Genomic DNA, 15,338 nt, shown 5'->3' on the forward strand with positions numbered 1-15,338 from the left:
AGTGTTGACGCGTGGTCATCAGAATCGTGGCAGCGGGCCGGCGGCCGCGCCTCTCTCACGGAATCTCCCCAGTGCGGCGGCAGGCGACACCGCGTGGCAGGATGACCCCGTTCGAAGAGACTGCTGCACGGCCAGAAGGAAGGACCGGACCCGGCGTTGAGCGAGAATCAGAACCTGCTCGCGGAGCAGCGGCGCGCCCTGATCCTCGACGAAGTGCGCAGGCGCGGCGGGGTCCGGGTCAATGAGCTGACCCGCAGGCTGAATGTCTCCGACATGACGGTGCGCCGGGACCTGGACGCATTGGCCCGCCAGGGGGTCATCGAGAAGGTGCACGGCGGGGCCGTTCCGGTGGTCGAGGCCAGTACGCACGAGCCCGGGTTCGAGGCGAAGTCGGCGCTGGAGCTGTCCGCCAAGGAGGACATCGCACGAGCGGCGGCGGCCATGGCCGTGCCCGGCAGCGCCATCGCGCTCTCCGGTGGCACGACGACGTACGCGCTCGCCCAGCAGTTGCTGGACGTACCGGATCTGACGGTGGTGACCAACTCGGTACGGGTCGCCGATGTCTTCCACTCCGCCCAGCGGTCGGGGGGCGCGGCCGGAGCGCGGCCCGGGGCCGCCACGGTGGTGCTCACCGGCGGGGTGCGGACCCCTTCGGACTCGCTGGTCGGTCCGGTCGCCGATCAGGCTATCGCCTCGCTCCATTTCGATGTGCTGTTCCTCGGGGTGCACGGGATCTCGGTGGAGGCCGGGCTCTCGACGCCGAATCTGGCGGAGGCCGAGACCAACCGCCGTTTCGTCCAGTCGGCCCGGCGGGTGGTGGTGGTCGCCGACCACACCAAGTGGGGCACGGTGGGCCTGAGTTCGTTCGCGGCGCTGGAGCAGGTGGACACGTTCGTGACGGACGCGGGGCTGTCGGACGCCGCCCGTGCGGAGATCGAGGAGCATCTGCCGGGCCTGGTGGTGTCGGGCCGGACCGCGGACGGCGGCGCCTGAGCCGCCGGGCCGTGCGCGGGTTCCGCTCGGCTCGCGCCGGGTGGTGCGCGGGGCCGGGACCTCGGCGGCGAGCCCTTAGGATCGGGGCGTGGCCGTCTTCCGGATCGAGCGCTTCACCTCCCTCCCCGCCGCCGAGTCCTGGCGCCGGGTGACGGACTGGGAACGGCACGCCGCGCATGTACCGCTGACCAGGATCACCGTCCCCGCAGGCCTGCCGACCGGGGTCGGGACCGTCTTCGTGGCGCGTACGGGTGTGGGGCCGCTGGCGTTCGACGATCCGATGGAAGTGGTGCGGTGGACGCCTCCCGCCGCCGGGCGCGCGGGGCTGTGCCGGCTGGAGAAGCGCGGTTCGCTGGTGCTGGGCCGGGCTTCGATCGACGTGTATCCGACGGACTTCGGATCCCATGTGGTGTGGGTGGAGGAGCTGGCCGTCCGGCTGCTGCCGCGGTGGGGCGACCCGCTGATCGCCGGAGCGGGCCGCCGGGTCTTCGGCCGGGTGCTCGACAGCATGCTGGACCGTCCGGCGCGGCCCCGTCCGTAGCGGGCGCCCGCCCCGGAGCGTGTCCATGAGGTCCGCACGGACGGCGACGGCACAGCGGCAGCGACAGCGACAGCGACAGCGACAGCGACAGCGACACCTGATGATGCGTCAGCTATGGTGTGCGCGAACCCGTCCGTCCGCCGCCGACCGCACGGGAGGTGCGTTCCATGCCACGCCGACTCCGTTCCGTGGAACTTGAGTTCGTCGATACCGCTTCGCTGAAGCTGGCCTTCGCCGCCAAGGTGGCTGCGGCTCCCGAGGTGGTCTACCGCGCGCTCGCCGACGACGTGCCGGGCTGGCCTGACTGGTTCACTGCGGTGACGGCCGCCCGGCCCACCGAGGACGGCGCGGGCCGCGAGGTCCGGCTCAGGGGCGGCTTCGTGATCCACGAGACGATCATGGCGGCGGAGTCCGGCAAGCGGTACGCCTACCGGGCCGACCGGACCAACGCCCCGGGCATGCGGGCCCTGTTGGAGGAATGGCGGCTCACTCCGGCCGGGACCGGGACACTGGTGCGGTGGACCTTCGCCGCCGACGGCTCCGCGCCCTTCCGGTTCACCCTGCGGCTGGCCCGGTCGGGCATGGGCCGGTCCTTCCGGGACGCGGTACGCAAGCTCGACCGACGGCTGACCGGGTCCGCGCCCTGAGGGCTGCCGCACCGCACGCACCCGGTTCCGTCCCGGCGGTCAGGGCCAGTTGCCGTCGTCCAGGAAAGAGTCGATGGTCGCGGTGTACGGGGCGATGTCCAGGCCCTGTCCGGCGAGCCAGCTGTCGGAGTAGTACTTGTCGAGGTAGCGGTCGCCCGGGTCGCAGATCAGGGTGACGACGCTGCCCGCACTGCCCTGCTCGACCATCTCGGCGACCAGTTTGAACGCGCTCCACAGCCCGGTACCGGTGGAGCCGCCGGCCTTGCGGCCGATGGCCTTCTCCAGGGCGCGCACGGCCGCGACACTGGCCGCGTCCGGCACCTTCATCATCCGGTCGATGGCCCCGGGCACGAAGCTGGGCTCCATCCGGGGCCTGCCGATGCCCTCGATCCGGGAACCGCAGTCGCTGGTGGCCAGGGGATTGTGGTTGGTCCAGCCGTCGAAGAAACAGGAGTTCTCCGGGTCGGGCACGCAGATCCGGGTGTCGAACTGCATGTAGTGCACATAGCGGGCGATGGTCGCCGAGGTGCCGCCGGTTCCGGCCGTGGCGACGATCCACGTCGGCTCCGGATAGCGCTCCAGCCGCAACTGCTGGTAGATCGACTCGGCGATGTTGTTGTTGCCGCGCCAGTCGGTGGCCCGCTCGGCGTAGGTGAACTGGTCCATGTAGTGACCGCCGGTCTCCGCGGCGAGCGTGGCGGACTCCTCGTACATCTTCCGCGAGTCGTCGACGAAGTGGCAGCGACCGCCGTGGAATTCGATCAGCCGGCACTTCTCGGGGCTGGTGGTACGGGGCATCACGGCGATGAACGGCACGCCGATCAGCTTGGCGAAGTACGCCTCCGAGACGGCCGTCGAACCGCTGGACGCCTCGATCACCGGCTTGTCCGGCCGGATCCAGCCGTTGCAGAGCCCGTAGAGGAAGAGCGAGCGGGCCAGCCGGTGCTTGAGACTGCCGGTGGGATGCGTCGACTCGTCCTTGAGATAGAGGTCGATGCCCCACGCCTCGGGCAGCGGGAAGCGCAGCAGATGGGTGTCGGCGGAGCGGTTGGCATCGGCCTGGACCTTGCGCACCGCCTCCTTCAGCCAGGCCCGGTACCCGGTGTCGGAACGGTCGATGTCGATCGTCGCCGCGGCCCGGCCGCCGCCTCCGTGCTTCTCGGTGCCCATCAGCACGTTCCTCCTCGTGTCATCGTCACTCTCCACCCACAACCTATTCCTCGTACCTGCACAAACGTTTACTTTGGTGCTCCATAGCCCTGCCTTGGCGTCGGCCGGCACGGCAACCGCGGCACCGGTCCGGGACGCGATCTGGCGCGCCGCTCCCGGTTTGTGCAGACTTCCCATCAGAAGTGTCACGAAGGGGGCGAAGCAGTCATGCCGGAAACGGAGTTCAGCGCGACGGGGGTACGGATCGAGCGGTGGGCCCGCTCGCTCACCAGGGCCGGGCAGGTGATCGTCAAGGACGGCAGGCTGGCTCTGCTCACCAGCAACGGGCGGGAGATCGACAGCGCCCCGGTGGTGACGGTGAGTGCGGGCAGACCGTGGTTCGCCGGGGCCGGTGCGGCCGTGGCCCGCCTCAACGGGACGCGGTACCGGCTGACGATGGGCCAGCGCAACCGCGGTCCGGATCGGGCCGGACCGGCCCGTCGGTTCCTGGAGACGCTGCGCAGTGCGGGCGGACGGATGACCTGAGACGGGCGGCGGCGACGGAGGGCCGCGAGTTGCGGAGCCGTGACCCCTGGGTGACATTGGACACGTCACTCATGGTTCACCGGCAGTGACACTGTGATCCATGCCGCTGGGTGCCCATCAGCAGCCGGCCAGCTGCTGGATCCGTTCCTTCGTCTTCTTCCGGACCTATTTCGGGGAGTCGCAGCCGTGATCAGCGAGCCAAGCAGGCACTGCACGGTGGAGCTCCAGGCCCTGCCGTCGCGGATCGGTCAGGTCCGCAGAATCGTCTCGGCGCAGTTGCGCTACTGGCATCTCGATCCTTTGATCGACCAGGCGGCGCTCGGCGTCACAGAACTGCTGACCAATGTCCACCGGCATGCCCAGCCGGACAAATCATGCACCGTCGAGATCGAGTTGCTGCTCGAACGGCTGACGGTGTCCGTGCATGACCACGACCCACGGCTGCCGACCGTGCGCGAGCCCAGCACGTCCAGTACATCGGGACGCGGGCTCGCACTGATCGCCGCGGTCAGCGAGAGCTGGGGGGTCCGGCCGACGGGCGGGGCGGGGAAGGTCGTCTGGTTCACCCTTTCGGCGCCTCCCCGGTGCGCCCCGTTCCCGCCGCATTCGGTGTACGGGGCCACCACCGACGGGCCGTTCGAGCTGGCCGCCCTCACCTGTCTGGAGAGCGCCGCGCCTTCCGTCACGCGGTCGGCGGTGGTCGGCTGAAGCGCCGGTGCCGGTGCCAGCGGTGGCGGTGGCGGTGGCCCCGGCGGACGGTGGAGGGGCGAGGCGCCGGACGGCGGTTTCCCGCGGCCGTCCCGCCCCTCCACCGTGCGCTACTCGGCGGCGATCGCGCGGAGCACGTTCAGCCGCGCAGCCCGGCGGGCCGGGCGCCGGCCCGCCAGCGCTCCGGCGGCGATCCCCACGAGGGCGACCACCAGGAGCCGCAGCGGCGGCAGGTCGAAGGCGACGGCGGTGTCGCCCGCGGACGCCTCGACCAGCACCCAGCCGAGGAAGCCGCCGAGCAGCAGGCCGCCCGCCGTGCCGAACGCGGCCACCAGGACGGATTCCCAGCGGACCATCGAGCGCAACTGGCCCCTGGTCTGTCCCACCGCTCGCAACAGGCCCATCTCCCTGGTGCGTTCGTGGAGGGCGAGGGTGAGCGTGTTGGCGATGCCCAGCAGGGCGATCAGTACGGCGAGTGCCAGCAGGGCGTAGACCAGGGTGAGCATCATGTCGATGCCGCCGGCCGAGGACCGCGCGTACTCGCCGCGGGTCTGCACGTCGGGGTCGCCGTACGCCGCCGCGGTCTTCGCGACCGCCGCCTTGCCGTCGGCGACGGACACGCCGGGCCTGAAGGAGACGGCGATCAGCGAGTCGGAGTCCTGGGCGCGGTGCGGGGCCCAGGCCTGGCGGGTGATGACGTAGTCGCCCGCCAGTTCCGACCGCTCGTAGACGGCGCGGACGGTGAAGGCGCGCCGTGTGCCGTCGGTGAAGGAGAGCCGGGCGGAGGAGCCGGGGTGCAGACCGCGCTTCGCGGCCTCGGTGCCGGAGACGGCGATCCCGTTCGTGCCCAGCCCCGTCAGCGAGCCGTCGACCCGGCCGAGGTCGAAGACCCTGCCGAGCGCGGCCGGGTCGGTGACGGTCAGGGCGCGGCCCGCACCGTCGACCTCCGCGACCCCCTTGCCGAGGCCGACGGCGGTCGCCACCTGCGGCAGCCGGTCGACGGCCGGGGCGAGCCGGGGGCTGAGGCCGCTGCCGCCCGCCCCGAAGGCGGGCGCGCTGATGGCGACATCGCCCGCGAAGGAGCGGTCGACGGTCTGGTTCATGGTCGCCTTCAGCGATGCGCCGAAGACGGTGAAGAGGGAGACCACGGCGACGCCGATCATCAGCGCGGTCGCGGTGGACGCGGTCCGCCGGGGGCTGCGCAGGGCATTGCGCCTGGCCAGTCGGCCGCTGACACCGCGCAACCGGTCGAGCGGGGCGCCGAGGGTGCGTACCGCGTACGTGGCGGCGACCGGTCCGAGGACCACGAACGCGGCGAGTGCCAGTACCGCGCCGACGGCGGAGAGCCAGACGGACGGGGCGGCCAGGGCGCCGGTCAGGATGACGCCGACGGAGGCCACCAGCAGCACGAGCCCGGCGAGGGCCCGCGTCCGGGACGCCCCCGAGTCGTCGACGCCGCTCTCGCGCAGGGCGGCGAGCGGAGCGGTGCGTCCGGCCCGGACGGCGGGCAGGACGGCGGAGCCGAGACAGACGAGGACCCCCACGGCGAGCGGCAGCAGCAGCGAGACGGCGCCGATCACCAGCGAGCCGTCGGGGAACGGGAATCCGACGGCGGGGAAGAGCGCCTGGAGTCCGGCGGCGATGCCGATGCCTCCCGCCAGACCCGCGGCGGAGGCGATCACGGCGACCACGGTCGCCTCGACGAGAGTCGAGGCGACGACCTGACGGCGTGCGGCGCCGAGGGCGCGTAGCAGGGCGTTCTCGCGGGTCCGCTGGGCGACGACGATCGCGAAGGTGTTGTGGATGGAGAAGGTGGCGACGAGCAGCACGATCCCGGAGAACACCAGCAGCAAGGTGGTGAACAGGCCGAGGAAGGCACCGGAGATCATGTCCCGGTTCTCGGCGGCCGCGGCCTGTCCGGTGACGGCCTCGACGCCCTTGGGCAGTACGGGCCGCAGCGCGTCGACGAGTTCCCGCTGGCTGGTGCCGGGTCCGGCGCGGACCTGGATGGCCGATGCCTGGCCGGGCTTCGGCGTGAGGTACTTCTCGGCGTCGGCCTGTGTCATGGCCGTGTAGGTGACCTGTCCCATGCCGTCCTGGCCGCCGAAGGTGGCCAGCCCGACGATCGTGACGTGTACGGGGTCGGGGGTGCGCAGCACGGTCGTGTCGCCGATCCTGAGCCCGCCCCGGTCGGCGGTGCCGCGGTTGACGACGACCTCACCGGGTGCGGCCGGGGCACGGCCGGCGGCGAGCCGGTACGGGTTGAGTTCCGGGTCGGCGATCCAGTTGCCGGCGAGGGTGGGCGGGCCCTGACCGCCGATGGGTCTGCCGTCGGAGCCGATGAGCTGGCCGGCGCCCTGGATGTCGGGGGCCGCGGCGGCGACGCCGGGCGTCCGCTCGATCCGCTTCACGAGTGCGGTGCTCACCGGTTGCCGGGTGCCCTGGGTCTCACCGGCGACGGTGACCACGTCGGAGCCGCGCACGACGGCGTCGGTTCCGGCGTTGGCGTCGGCGAACATGGTGTCGAAGCTCGCGCGGAGCGTGTCGCCCATGACGAGCGTCCCGGTGAGGAACGCGACGCCGAGCAGCACGGCGACGAACGTACCGGCGAAGCGGCGCTTGTGGGCGCGGAGCGAGGCGATGCTCAGGCGTACGGAGGCCGGGGTGCCGTTCATTCCGTCACCGCCTGTGCGAGGGGTGGGGGGCGAAGGACTTGAAGCGGTCGAGCACGCGCTCCGCCGTGGGGTCGGGCATCCGGTCGACGAGGCGGCCGTCGGCGAGGAAGACGACCTCGTCCGCGTGGGCGGCGGCGACCGGGTCATGGGTGACCATGACGACGGTACGGGCGGTCTGCCGGACGGTGCGGCCGAGCAGCCGGAGCACCTCCTGGCCGGAGCGGGAGTCGAGGTTGCCGGTCGGTTCGTCGGCGAAGACGACGTCGGGGCTGCCCGCGAACGCCCGCGCCACCGCCACCCGCTGCTGCTGTCCGCCGGACAGTTCGCCGGGCCGGTGGTGCAGCCGGTCCCGGAGCCCGACGGTGTCGACGAGGGCGTCGAGCCATTCCGGGTCGGGCCGCTCCCCCGCGAGGTCGAGGGGAAGGGTGATGTTCTCGGCGACGGTGAGCGTCGGCAGGAGGTTGAAGGACTGGAAGACGAAGCCGATCCGCCGTCGGCGCAGCAGGGTGAGCCTGCGGTCGTCGAGCCCGCTGATGTCGGTGTCGCCGATGAAGGCGGAGCCCGAGGTGAGCGTGTCGAGTCCGGCGGCGCAGTGCATCAGGGTGGATTTGCCGGAGCCGGAGGGCCCCATGATCGCGGTGAAGCGTCCGGCCGGGAAGTCGACGCTCACCCCGTCCAGGGCCCTGACCCGGGTGTCGCCCGCACCGTAGAGCTTCACGGCGTCGACGACCCGGGCAGCGGAGGCGGGAGTGGGCGTGGGGGTGGGTCCGGAGATGGGGACGGTGGTGGTCATGCCACGCCTCCCTTGCTGCCGCGGCCGAACTGTTCGTCCAGGACGGAGAGTCGGCGCCAGTACTCGTCCTCGTCGATCTCCCCGGCCGCGAAACGCCGGCCGAGCAGCGTGATCGGTGACGGTTCGGCGGGTGCCTCCTGAGTGGGACGCGCCTGCCACGGGCCTCGCCGGCCGCGCCACACGGTACGGCGCAGCAGGGTGCCGCCGCCGATGGCGACGGCAGCCCAGAAGAGCGGGAAGAGGAGGATCCAGGGGCCGGGACCACCGCTGTACGCCAGGGTGTTCATCTCGGTCAGCTCCCTCGGTTCGGGGTTCGCGTTCAGGTTTTCCTGACGCTTCAGAGCCTCGCCCGGAGAGGGGGTCCGAGTCGTCGTACGGCCAGCGGCCGTACGCATACCCCCTCGGGAGTACGTGGCGCTCCCCCGGCTGCTCCCGCAGGCGCCCGGCGTGTACCACCACGTCGCGGGCCGGCCCGATCTCGCGCTTGCGGCCCTCCGCCGTACGGCCTCGCAGATGCGCGCGCCGGTCGACAGGATGCTCGACCGGCTGCGCAACCGGCTCACCGGGATCGTTCAGGAGGGCCTGGACCAGGGCGGGTTCACCCGCCCGATCGTCGCCGAGGAGGTGGCGGGGACGATCGTCGCGACGGTGCAGGGCGGCCATGTGCCGGCCCGCGCCTCCGGTTCACCGGACGCCTTCGGCGCGGGCGTCCGAGGTCTGCTGTCCGTGCTCGCCCCCGCCGATACCGCTGCCTGGCACCTGCCTGTGCAGGAGGGACCGGGGGCTCGGGTACGGACGGACAAGGGCCGACTGTCGACCTCACGAGGAGAACCGGCCTCCGCCGCCCATCGCGCGCCAGGGGTGACGCCTTGTGCACGCCCAGGGGTGACGTCCTGTACACGCGGGTCCGGGTGCGTAGAACACGAAAGAGCCCCGCCGCGGATGCGACGAGGGCTCGCGGTGGTACGCAGGCACGGTTCCTACCGACCACGGTCCTGTCCGGATTCACTGACCGCCGCTGGTTCCGGCATGGAACCTCGTCAGCGCAAACACGATCATGAGGTCGAGTGCCATCATGGGGATGGCCCACGCCGGGTAGTACGGAACGAACATGAACTGGGTGATCAGGCTGATCCCTGCGACTGCTGCGCCGGCCCCGCGGCCCCAGCTCTTGTTTGTCAGGACTCCCAGGCCGGCGACAACGAGCGCCACTCCGACCACGAGGTGAATCACGCCCCACGAGGTCAGGCCGAACCGGTAGGCGTAGTGGGACGAGGCGGCGAACAGGGTGTCCTCTGCGATGCCTGCGGCGCCCATCAGAATGCTGAGTGGCCCGCTGAGCATCAGCGCAGCCCCGGCGAACAGGGACGCGCCGTTGACCTTTTCGCTGTCGGGCCCGCCGTGCCGCGGCCGTGTCCTGTCCGGCATCGCTGTCATGGCCGTCGCCTTCCTGTACAGCGCGGTCACCGACGCACACTGCCCGTGCGAGGCCAGCCACGCTCCTCTGCCAGGATCACCGCAATCCTTCGGCGCCGCGACTGCAGAACCCGCCGCGGGGAGACAGCGGACGCCTGCCTCGCCGCTGCCCCTGTGCCTGGGCCCCGGAAAGTCCACAAGCCATCGACCGCGAGCGCGGCATCGCCCACCTGCACCGGTTCCGTCGTCAGCGGATCCGCCGGCCGTCTCCGCGCCCGCCTCGACGACCTCTTCGTCGACGAGCCGACCGAAGGCATCGGCTCGACTGACCTCGGCGTGCGGCGCGCGGCGGCACGGACGGCTTCGGACCCGTACTACGCCGAATGCCGGGGCATGTACGACCGCTCCGAGTCCCCGTCAGGCCAGTGCGGCCAGCGGATCGTCCAGTACCGGCTGCCAGGCCAACTCCGCCGCGCCCACAAGGCTGTTGTGGTCGAGCGTGCACGGCAGGATGGGCACGCTGCCGCTCCGCCCCCACAGGCTGCGGTCGGCGACCACCGCGCGCAGCCGCTCCGGGTCCGCGTCGAGCAGGGCGCGGTGCAGTCCGCCGAGGATGATGCGGTCCGGGTTGAGGATGTTGACCAGACCGGCGAGCCCTAGGCCGAGCCGGTCGATCAGCTCCTCGGCCGCACCCCGTACCGCCGCGTCCTCGTACTCCGTGCGCAGCAGATCGCCGGCCTGCTTGAGCAGCGACTCCTCCGGGCCGGGTTCGCGTCGGGCGGCGACGAGGAAGGCCAGCGGGTCGGTCTCGACGTCCAGGCAGCCGCGCCCGCCGCAGTGGCAGGGGCGCCCCTCGGGGTTCACGGTGAGATGGCCCACCTCCAGCGCGAGTCCCGAACTCCCGGTGTGCAGGCGGCCGTCGAGGACCAGGGCGCCGCCCACTCCCCGGTGGCCGGTGGCCACACAGAGCAGGTGCTGGGCGCCGCGGCCCGCGCCGTGCCGGTGCTCGGCGAGCGCGGCGAGGTTGACGTCGTTCCCGGTGAACGCGGGTCCGGGGATGCCCGCTTCGCGTACGCAGTCGGCGAAGATCTCGCTCACCGGGGCGCCGGCCGGCCAGGCGATGTGCAGCGGGTTGAGCGCGGTGCCCTCCGGTTCGGCGACCGCCGACGGCACCGCGAGGCCCGCGCCGACGCAGCGCAGTCCGCTGTCCCGCAGCAAACGGGCGCAGTCGTCGACCACTTCACCGATGACCTGCGCAGGGTCCGCCGTGACGGTGACACAGCCGGGAGCGGTGGCCACGAGCCGCCCGCCCAGCCCGACGAGCGCGGCCCGGAATCCGTCGGCGTGCACCTGAGCGGCGATGGCGACAGGTCCGGACTCCCGGACCGAGAGCCGGTGCGAGGGGCGGCCCTGCGAGCCGGCGGCGGAACCGGGCCGGGAGTCGACCCGGATCAGGCCGAGTGCCTCCAGTTCCGCGGCGACCGCACCGGCCGTCGCACGGGTGACGCCGAGCTCGGAGGTGAGGACGGCGCGGGTGGGCGCGCGTCCGGTGTGGACCAGTTCCAGCGCGGGTCCGAGCGCGCTGCGGCCCCTCTCCAACTTTGTCCGGGTGGTGGACACCTTGCCGTTCATGGGGGCGAGTCTCCCATGGTCCGAAGGTGCGTCCGACGCCCCGGTGGCGCGGTCGCGCCCCTGGCAACCGTCTTGCGCGCGCTGTCGAGGCCCCCCTATGCTGAGTTTGTGCCGCAACTAAACAAACTGCGGACGGCCCTACCGGGGGGACCTGGCGGAATCACCGCCGCACCTTCGTCGGCCCGCCTCCGTACCGCCCTGACCGTATTCTTCGCCCTCGACGGTTTCCTCTTCGCCGGCTGGGTGGTCCGCATCCCGGCCATCAAGCACCAGACCGGTGCCTCGGCCGCCACCCTGGGCCTGGCCCTGCTCGGAGTCTCGGCCGGGGCCGTGGTGACCATGATGTTCACCGGCCGGCTGTGCCGGCGCTTCGGCAGTCACCTGGTGACCGTGGTCTGCGGCGTCCTGTTCTCCCTCGCCATCACCCTGCCCGCGCAGACGCGTTCGGCGCTCGCGCTCGGCCTGGTGCTGCTGGTCTTCGGTGCCGCGTACGGCGGGCTGAACGTGGCGATGAACAGCGCCGCGGTCGATCTGGTCGCCGCCCTGAGGCGTCCCGTGATGCCCGGCTTCCACGCCGCGTTCAGTCTCGGCGGAATGGTCGGCGCCGGACTCGGCGGGCTGGTCGCGGGCAGCCTCTCCCCCGCCACCCACCTCTTCGTCCTCACCGGGGTCGGACTCCTGGTCACCGCGGCGGTGGGGCCGGTGCTGCTGCGCCACCCGGCACCCCGGCCCGCGGCCGTGGCCAACGGCTCCGAGGCGCCGCGGCGGCTGAGCGGCAGGGCCCGCCGGCTGGTGCTCCTGTTCGGCGTGATCGCGCTCTGCACCGCCTACGGCGAAGGCGCGCTGGCCGACTGGGGCGCCCTCCACCTGGAACAGGACCTGCACGCCCACCCGGGCGTCGCCGCCGCCGGCTACTCCTTGTTCGCACTGGCCATGACGGCGGGCCGGCTCAGCGGCACGGCACTGCTCGAACGGCTCGGCCAGACCCGCACCCTCGTCATGGGCGGTGCGACGGCGGCAGCCGGGATGCTGCTCGGCTCGCTCGCTCCCACCACATGGGCGGCCCTCCTCGGCTTCGCGGTCACCGGCCTCGGCCTGGCCAATATCTTTCCGGTCGCGGTCGGCCGGGCCGGTGAGCTGGCCGGACCCGGCGGAGTGGCCGCCGCGTCGACGCTCGGCTACGGCGGCATGCTGCTCGGGCCGCCCGCGATCGGCTTCCTGACCGACTGGTCCTCGCTCCCGGTGGCCCTCACCACGGTGGCGCTGCTGGCCACCGCCGCCGCGGCACTGGGGTACGGAGCACGCAACGCGACCCACGCGTGAGCGGCCGAACTCACCGCGCCCGGAGGCCCGTACCACTGGCACAATCGAAGCCATGGAGATCACGGACCACATCAAGTCCCTGGCCACCGAGGGACAGTTGCTGGCGACCGCCGCGCAGGAGGCCGGGACCGGGGCGCGGGTGCCGACGTGTCCGGACTGGCGGGTGCACGATCTGCTGCGGCACGCCGGGATGGTCCACCGCTGGGCGACCGCGTTCGTGGTCGAGGGCCACACCTCGTACCACCCCGACGGCGGGGAACCGGATCTGGACGGGCCGGAACTGCTCGACTGGTTCCGCGAGGGCCACGGCCTCCTGGTGGACGCGCTGGACACCGCACCGGCCGGGCTGGAGTGCTGGTCCTTCCTGCCCGCGCCGTCGCCCCTGGCCTTCTGGGCCCGGCGGCAGGCGCACGAGACCACGATCCACCGGGTGGACGCGGAGTCGGCCCGCGGCGGTCCGCTGTCACCGGTCCCGGCAGCTCACGCGGTGGACGGGATCGACGAACTGCTGCGCGGAATGCACGCCCGCCCGAAGAGCCGGGTACGCACCCCGGCGCCGTGTTCCCTCCGGGTACGTGCCACGGACACCGGCGCCGCCTGGACCGTACGGCTCTCGCCGGAACCGCCACAGGCCGTACGGGCGGACGGGGCGCCCGAAGGCAGGCCCGTCGACTGCGAGTTGAGCGGGCCGGCCGAGAGGCTCTACCTGACGCTCTGGAACCGGCTGCCGCTCACGGCGGTCACCGTGACGGGCGACCCGGAGCCCGCCCGGACCTGGTGCGAGAAATCCGGGATCACCTGGTCCTGACGACCGGCCGGGGCGAGCGAGACGCCCGGTCCCCCGGCCCGCTCCGACGCCGCGGTCAGTCCCCCGCCCCGTTCAGCATCCGGGCGAGCACCGACCTCTGCAACGGCTTCACCTCGGCATGGCGCGCCCGGCCCTTCGCCGTCAGCTCCACCCGGACGCCCCGCCGGTCCTCGCTGCACATCCCCCGGCGCACGAGGTCGTCCTTCTCCAGCCGCGCGACCAGACGGGACAACGCGCTCTGGCTGAGATGGACCCTGGAAGCCAGCTCCTGCACGCGACAGGCGGAGCCGCCGTCCTCGGGCGCGCCCTCCGCCAGGACGTCGAGCACCTCGAAATCGCTGGCGCCGAGGCCGTGTCGGTGCAGCTCGCGGTCGAGCTCACAGAGCGTCCTGGCGTGCAGCGCGAGGATGTCCCGCCACTCGTCGACGAGCATCCGCTCGGACTTGTCCGCTGCCATAACCGCACGTTAGCAGAGATGAGGCCGATTGTTGCACCGGAATTAAATGCACTTGCATTCAATGCATGTGCATGTACCGTGCTCCTCATGACCACTCCGCTCAACGTCCCCGATTCCCACGAGCGTTGGAGCCCGCGCCTGTGGGGCACCCTCCTCGTGCTCTGCGCCGCGATGTTCCTGGACGCCCTCGACGTCTCCATGGTCGGCGTCGCGCTGCCGTCCATCGCCGACGATCTCGGACTGACCACGTCGACCCTCCAGTGGATCGTCAGCGGCTACATCCTCGGCTACGGCGGACTGCTGCTTCTCGGCGGCCGGGCGGCCGATCTGCTGGGCAGGCGCCAGGTCTTCCTCGTCGCGCTCGGCGTCTTCGCCCTCGCCTCGCTGCTCGGCGGATTCGTCGACTCCGGACCGCTGCTGATCGCCAGCCGTTTCATCAAGGGCCTGAGCGCCGCCTTCACCGCACCGGCCGGCCTCTCGATCATCACCACCACGTTCAAGGAGGGCCCGCAGCGCAATCGCGCCCTCTCCATCTACACCACCTGCGCGGCCACCGGCTTCTCCATGGGCCTGGTCCTCTCGGGCCTGCTCACCCAGCTGTCCTGGCGGTGGACGATGCTGCTGCCCGCCCCGATCGCCCTGATCGCCCTGATCGCGGGCCTCAAGCTGATCCCGCACAGCGAGCGCGAGGACACCCACCGCGGCTACGACCTGCCGGGCGCCGTCACCGGCACGGCCGCCATGCTGCTGCTGGTCTTCACGGTCGTACAGGCACCCGAGGCAGGCTGGACCTCCGCCCGCACTCTGCTGTCGTTCCTCGCCGTAGCCGTACTGCTCACCGTCTTCGTCACGATCGAGCGGCGCACCGCGAACCCGCTGATCCGCCTGGCGGTGCTGCGCTCCGGGAGCCAGGTCAGGGCGCAGTTGGGCGCCGCGGCCTTCTTCGGCAGCTACGTGGGCTTCCAGTTCCTCGTCACCCAGTACATGCAGTCGCTGCTGGGCTGGTCCGCGCTGGAGACCGCGCTGGCCTTCCTGCCCGCGGGCGTGCTGGTCGCCCTGTCCTCGACGAAGATCGGTGATGTGGTGGACCGGTTCGGGACACCGCGTGTCATCGCGGCCGGCTTCACATTCCTCGTCGTCGGCTACGCGCTCTTCCTGCGGATCACCCTCACCCCGTCGTACGCCGTGGTGATCCTGCCGTCCATGCTGCTGCTCGGCGCGGCCTGCGCGCTGACCTTCCCCTCGCTCAACATCCAGGCGACCAACGGGGTCGACGACGACGAGCAGGGCATGGTCTCGGGCCTGCTGAACACCTCGATCCAGGTCGGCGGAGCGATCTTCCTGGCGGTGGTGACCGCGGTGATCACGGCGCACGGCAGCGGCGACGGATCACGTCAGGCGGTCCTGGACAGCTACCGGCCCGGCCTGGTCGTGGTGACCGCGGTGGCGTTCGCCGGACTGCTGGTCACGCTCACCGGCCTGCGGCGCCGCCGACCGGTTCAGCACACCGTGCTGGTCGCGTCGTCCGAGATGGACCGTGCGGCCGAGACCGGGGCGAGGGAGACCGCGGGTGCGCAGAAGGTGTCGGTGCGGGACTGACAACCGGCGACGGGGACAGGCGCGGTGTCGGGCCGGCAGGCATCTCGGCCG

The 15,338-nt window shown here is 72.0% G+C and carries 15 protein-coding genes; 8 read left to right on the forward strand and 7 right to left on the reverse strand.

Features of this window, described 5'->3' with window-relative positions:
* Nucleotides 1-156 precede the first annotated feature (156 nt).
* From ACFV8T_RS30870 to ACFV8T_RS30880, 3 genes are all read left to right on the forward strand, one after another.
* Nucleotides 157-993 carry a DeoR/GlpR family DNA-binding transcription regulator gene (locus tag ACFV8T_RS30870; protein ID WP_385334055.1) on the forward strand — a complete coding sequence of 279 codons (837 nt, stop codon included), beginning with the start codon at nucleotides 157-159 and terminating at the stop codon, nucleotides 991-993.
* Between the two features lie 88 nt (nucleotides 994-1,081).
* Nucleotides 1,082-1,534, forward strand: a complete 453-nt coding sequence (locus ACFV8T_RS30875) for an SRPBCC family protein (protein WP_385334058.1) — start codon at nucleotides 1,082-1,084, stop codon at nucleotides 1,532-1,534.
* 167 nt (nucleotides 1,535-1,701) lie between these two features.
* The gene (locus ACFV8T_RS30880; RefSeq protein ID WP_385334060.1) at nucleotides 1,702-2,181 is read left to right on the forward strand and encodes an SRPBCC family protein; all 480 of its coding nucleotides are present in this window, start codon (nucleotides 1,702-1,704) and stop codon (nucleotides 2,179-2,181) included.
* A gap of 39 nt (nucleotides 2,182-2,220) precedes the next feature.
* Here the strand turns inward: ACFV8T_RS30880 and ACFV8T_RS30885 are convergent, their stop codons facing one another.
* Nucleotides 2,221-3,351 (reverse strand): PLP-dependent cysteine synthase family protein, encoded by a 1,131-nt coding sequence (locus tag ACFV8T_RS30885; protein WP_385334063.1) that lies wholly within the window; start codon nucleotides 3,349-3,351, stop codon nucleotides 2,221-2,223.
* Between the two features lie 207 nt (nucleotides 3,352-3,558).
* On the opposite strand from ACFV8T_RS30885, the gene ACFV8T_RS30890 reads away from it, so the two are divergent.
* Together ACFV8T_RS30890 and ACFV8T_RS30895 are read left to right on the forward strand one after the other, a co-directional pair.
* A complete protein-coding gene (locus ACFV8T_RS30890; protein WP_072485217.1) occupies nucleotides 3,559-3,876 on the forward strand; it encodes a hypothetical protein in 318 nt (105 codons plus the stop codon).
* 186 nt (nucleotides 3,877-4,062) lie between these two features.
* Nucleotides 4,063-4,584: an ATP-binding protein gene (locus tag ACFV8T_RS30895; protein WP_385334066.1), complete on the forward strand. Its 522-nt coding sequence runs from the start codon at nucleotides 4,063-4,065 to the stop codon at nucleotides 4,582-4,584.
* Nucleotides 4,585-4,694: 110 nt separating this feature from the next.
* Here ACFV8T_RS30895 and ACFV8T_RS30900 read toward each other — a convergent pair whose 3' ends face one another.
* The 5 genes from ACFV8T_RS30900 to ACFV8T_RS30920 all read right to left on the reverse strand — a co-directional run bounded on the left by ACFV8T_RS30900 (nucleotide 4,695) and on the right by ACFV8T_RS30920 (nucleotide 11,100).
* Nucleotides 4,695-7,259: an ABC transporter permease gene (locus ACFV8T_RS30900; protein ID WP_385334069.1), complete on the reverse strand. Its 2,565-nt coding sequence runs from the start codon at nucleotides 7,257-7,259 to the stop codon at nucleotides 4,695-4,697.
* Between the two features lie 4 nt (nucleotides 7,260-7,263).
* Entirely contained in the window at nucleotides 7,264-8,052 is a 789-nt protein-coding gene (locus tag ACFV8T_RS30905) for an ABC transporter ATP-binding protein (RefSeq protein WP_385334073.1), read from the reverse strand.
* Nucleotides 8,049-8,339: an SHOCT domain-containing protein gene (locus tag ACFV8T_RS30910; protein ID WP_385334079.1), complete on the reverse strand. Its 291-nt coding sequence runs from the start codon at nucleotides 8,337-8,339 to the stop codon at nucleotides 8,049-8,051. The genes ACFV8T_RS30905 and ACFV8T_RS30910 overlap by 4 nt, the downstream gene beginning before the upstream one ends.
* A 718-nt stretch (nucleotides 8,340-9,057) precedes the next feature.
* The gene (locus tag ACFV8T_RS30915) at nucleotides 9,058-9,519 is read right to left on the reverse strand and encodes a hypothetical protein (RefSeq protein ID WP_385334082.1); all 462 of its coding nucleotides are present in this window, start codon (nucleotides 9,517-9,519) and stop codon (nucleotides 9,058-9,060) included.
* 366 nt (nucleotides 9,520-9,885) lie between these two features.
* The gene (locus ACFV8T_RS30920; protein ID WP_072485212.1) at nucleotides 9,886-11,100 is read right to left on the reverse strand and encodes an ROK family protein; all 1,215 of its coding nucleotides are present in this window, start codon (nucleotides 11,098-11,100) and stop codon (nucleotides 9,886-9,888) included.
* Nucleotides 11,101-11,208: 108 nt separating this feature from the next.
* Between ACFV8T_RS30920 and ACFV8T_RS30925 the strand changes: the two genes are divergently transcribed.
* Nucleotides 11,209-12,423 carry an MFS transporter gene (locus tag ACFV8T_RS30925; protein ID WP_385334085.1) on the forward strand — a complete coding sequence of 405 codons (1,215 nt, stop codon included), beginning with the start codon at nucleotides 11,209-11,211 and terminating at the stop codon, nucleotides 12,421-12,423.
* Nucleotides 12,424-12,475: 52 nt separating this feature from the next.
* The gene (locus ACFV8T_RS30930; protein ID WP_385334088.1) at nucleotides 12,476-13,231 is read left to right on the forward strand and encodes a maleylpyruvate isomerase family mycothiol-dependent enzyme; all 756 of its coding nucleotides are present in this window, start codon (nucleotides 12,476-12,478) and stop codon (nucleotides 13,229-13,231) included.
* A 55-nt stretch (nucleotides 13,232-13,286) separates the two neighbouring features.
* Here ACFV8T_RS30930 and ACFV8T_RS30935 read toward each other — a convergent pair whose 3' ends face one another.
* Nucleotides 13,287-13,688, reverse strand: a complete 402-nt coding sequence (locus tag ACFV8T_RS30935) for a MarR family winged helix-turn-helix transcriptional regulator (protein WP_385334091.1) — start codon at nucleotides 13,686-13,688, stop codon at nucleotides 13,287-13,289.
* A gap of 87 nt (nucleotides 13,689-13,775) precedes the next feature.
* On the opposite strand from ACFV8T_RS30935, the gene ACFV8T_RS30940 reads away from it, so the two are divergent.
* Nucleotides 13,776-15,287, forward strand: a complete 1,512-nt coding sequence (locus tag ACFV8T_RS30940) for an MFS transporter (RefSeq protein ID WP_385334094.1) — start codon at nucleotides 13,776-13,778, stop codon at nucleotides 15,285-15,287.
* Nucleotides 15,288-15,338 lie beyond the last annotated feature (51 nt).

Source organism: Streptomyces sp. NPDC059832 (assembly GCF_042731715.1).
Lineage (GTDB): Bacteria > Actinomycetota > Actinomycetes > Streptomycetales > Streptomycetaceae > Streptomyces.

What these genes read in the sequence shown, in the direction of transcription:
- ACFV8T_RS30880 (WP_385334060.1), top strand. Translation starts at nt 1,702, where the DNA reads ATGCCACGCCGACTCCGTTCCGTGGAACTTGAGTTCGTCGATACCGCT.
- ACFV8T_RS30885 (WP_385334063.1), bottom strand. Translation starts at nt 3,351, where the DNA reads ATGGGCACCGAGAAGCACGGAGGCGGCGGCCGGGCCGCGGCGACGATC.
- ACFV8T_RS30890 (WP_072485217.1), top strand. Translation starts at nt 3,559, where the DNA reads ATGCCGGAAACGGAGTTCAGCGCGACGGGGGTACGGATCGAGCGGTGG.
- ACFV8T_RS30900 (WP_385334069.1), bottom strand. Translation starts at nt 7,259, where the DNA reads ATGAACGGCACCCCGGCCTCCGTACGCCTGAGCATCGCCTCGCTCCGC.
- ACFV8T_RS30905 (WP_385334073.1), bottom strand. Translation starts at nt 8,052, where the DNA reads ATGACCACCACCGTCCCCATCTCCGGACCCACCCCCACGCCCACTCCC.
- ACFV8T_RS30910 (WP_385334079.1), bottom strand. Translation starts at nt 8,339, where the DNA reads ATGAACACCCTGGCGTACAGCGGTGGTCCCGGCCCCTGGATCCTCCTC.
- ACFV8T_RS30920 (WP_072485212.1), bottom strand. Translation starts at nt 11,100, where the DNA reads ATGAACGGCAAGGTGTCCACCACCCGGACAAAGTTGGAGAGGGGCCGC.
- ACFV8T_RS30930 (WP_385334088.1), top strand. Translation starts at nt 12,476, where the DNA reads ATGGAGATCACGGACCACATCAAGTCCCTGGCCACCGAGGGACAGTTG.
- ACFV8T_RS30935 (WP_385334091.1), bottom strand. Translation starts at nt 13,688, where the DNA reads ATGGCAGCGGACAAGTCCGAGCGGATGCTCGTCGACGAGTGGCGGGAC.
- ACFV8T_RS30940 (WP_385334094.1), top strand. Translation starts at nt 13,776, where the DNA reads ATGACCACTCCGCTCAACGTCCCCGATTCCCACGAGCGTTGGAGCCCG.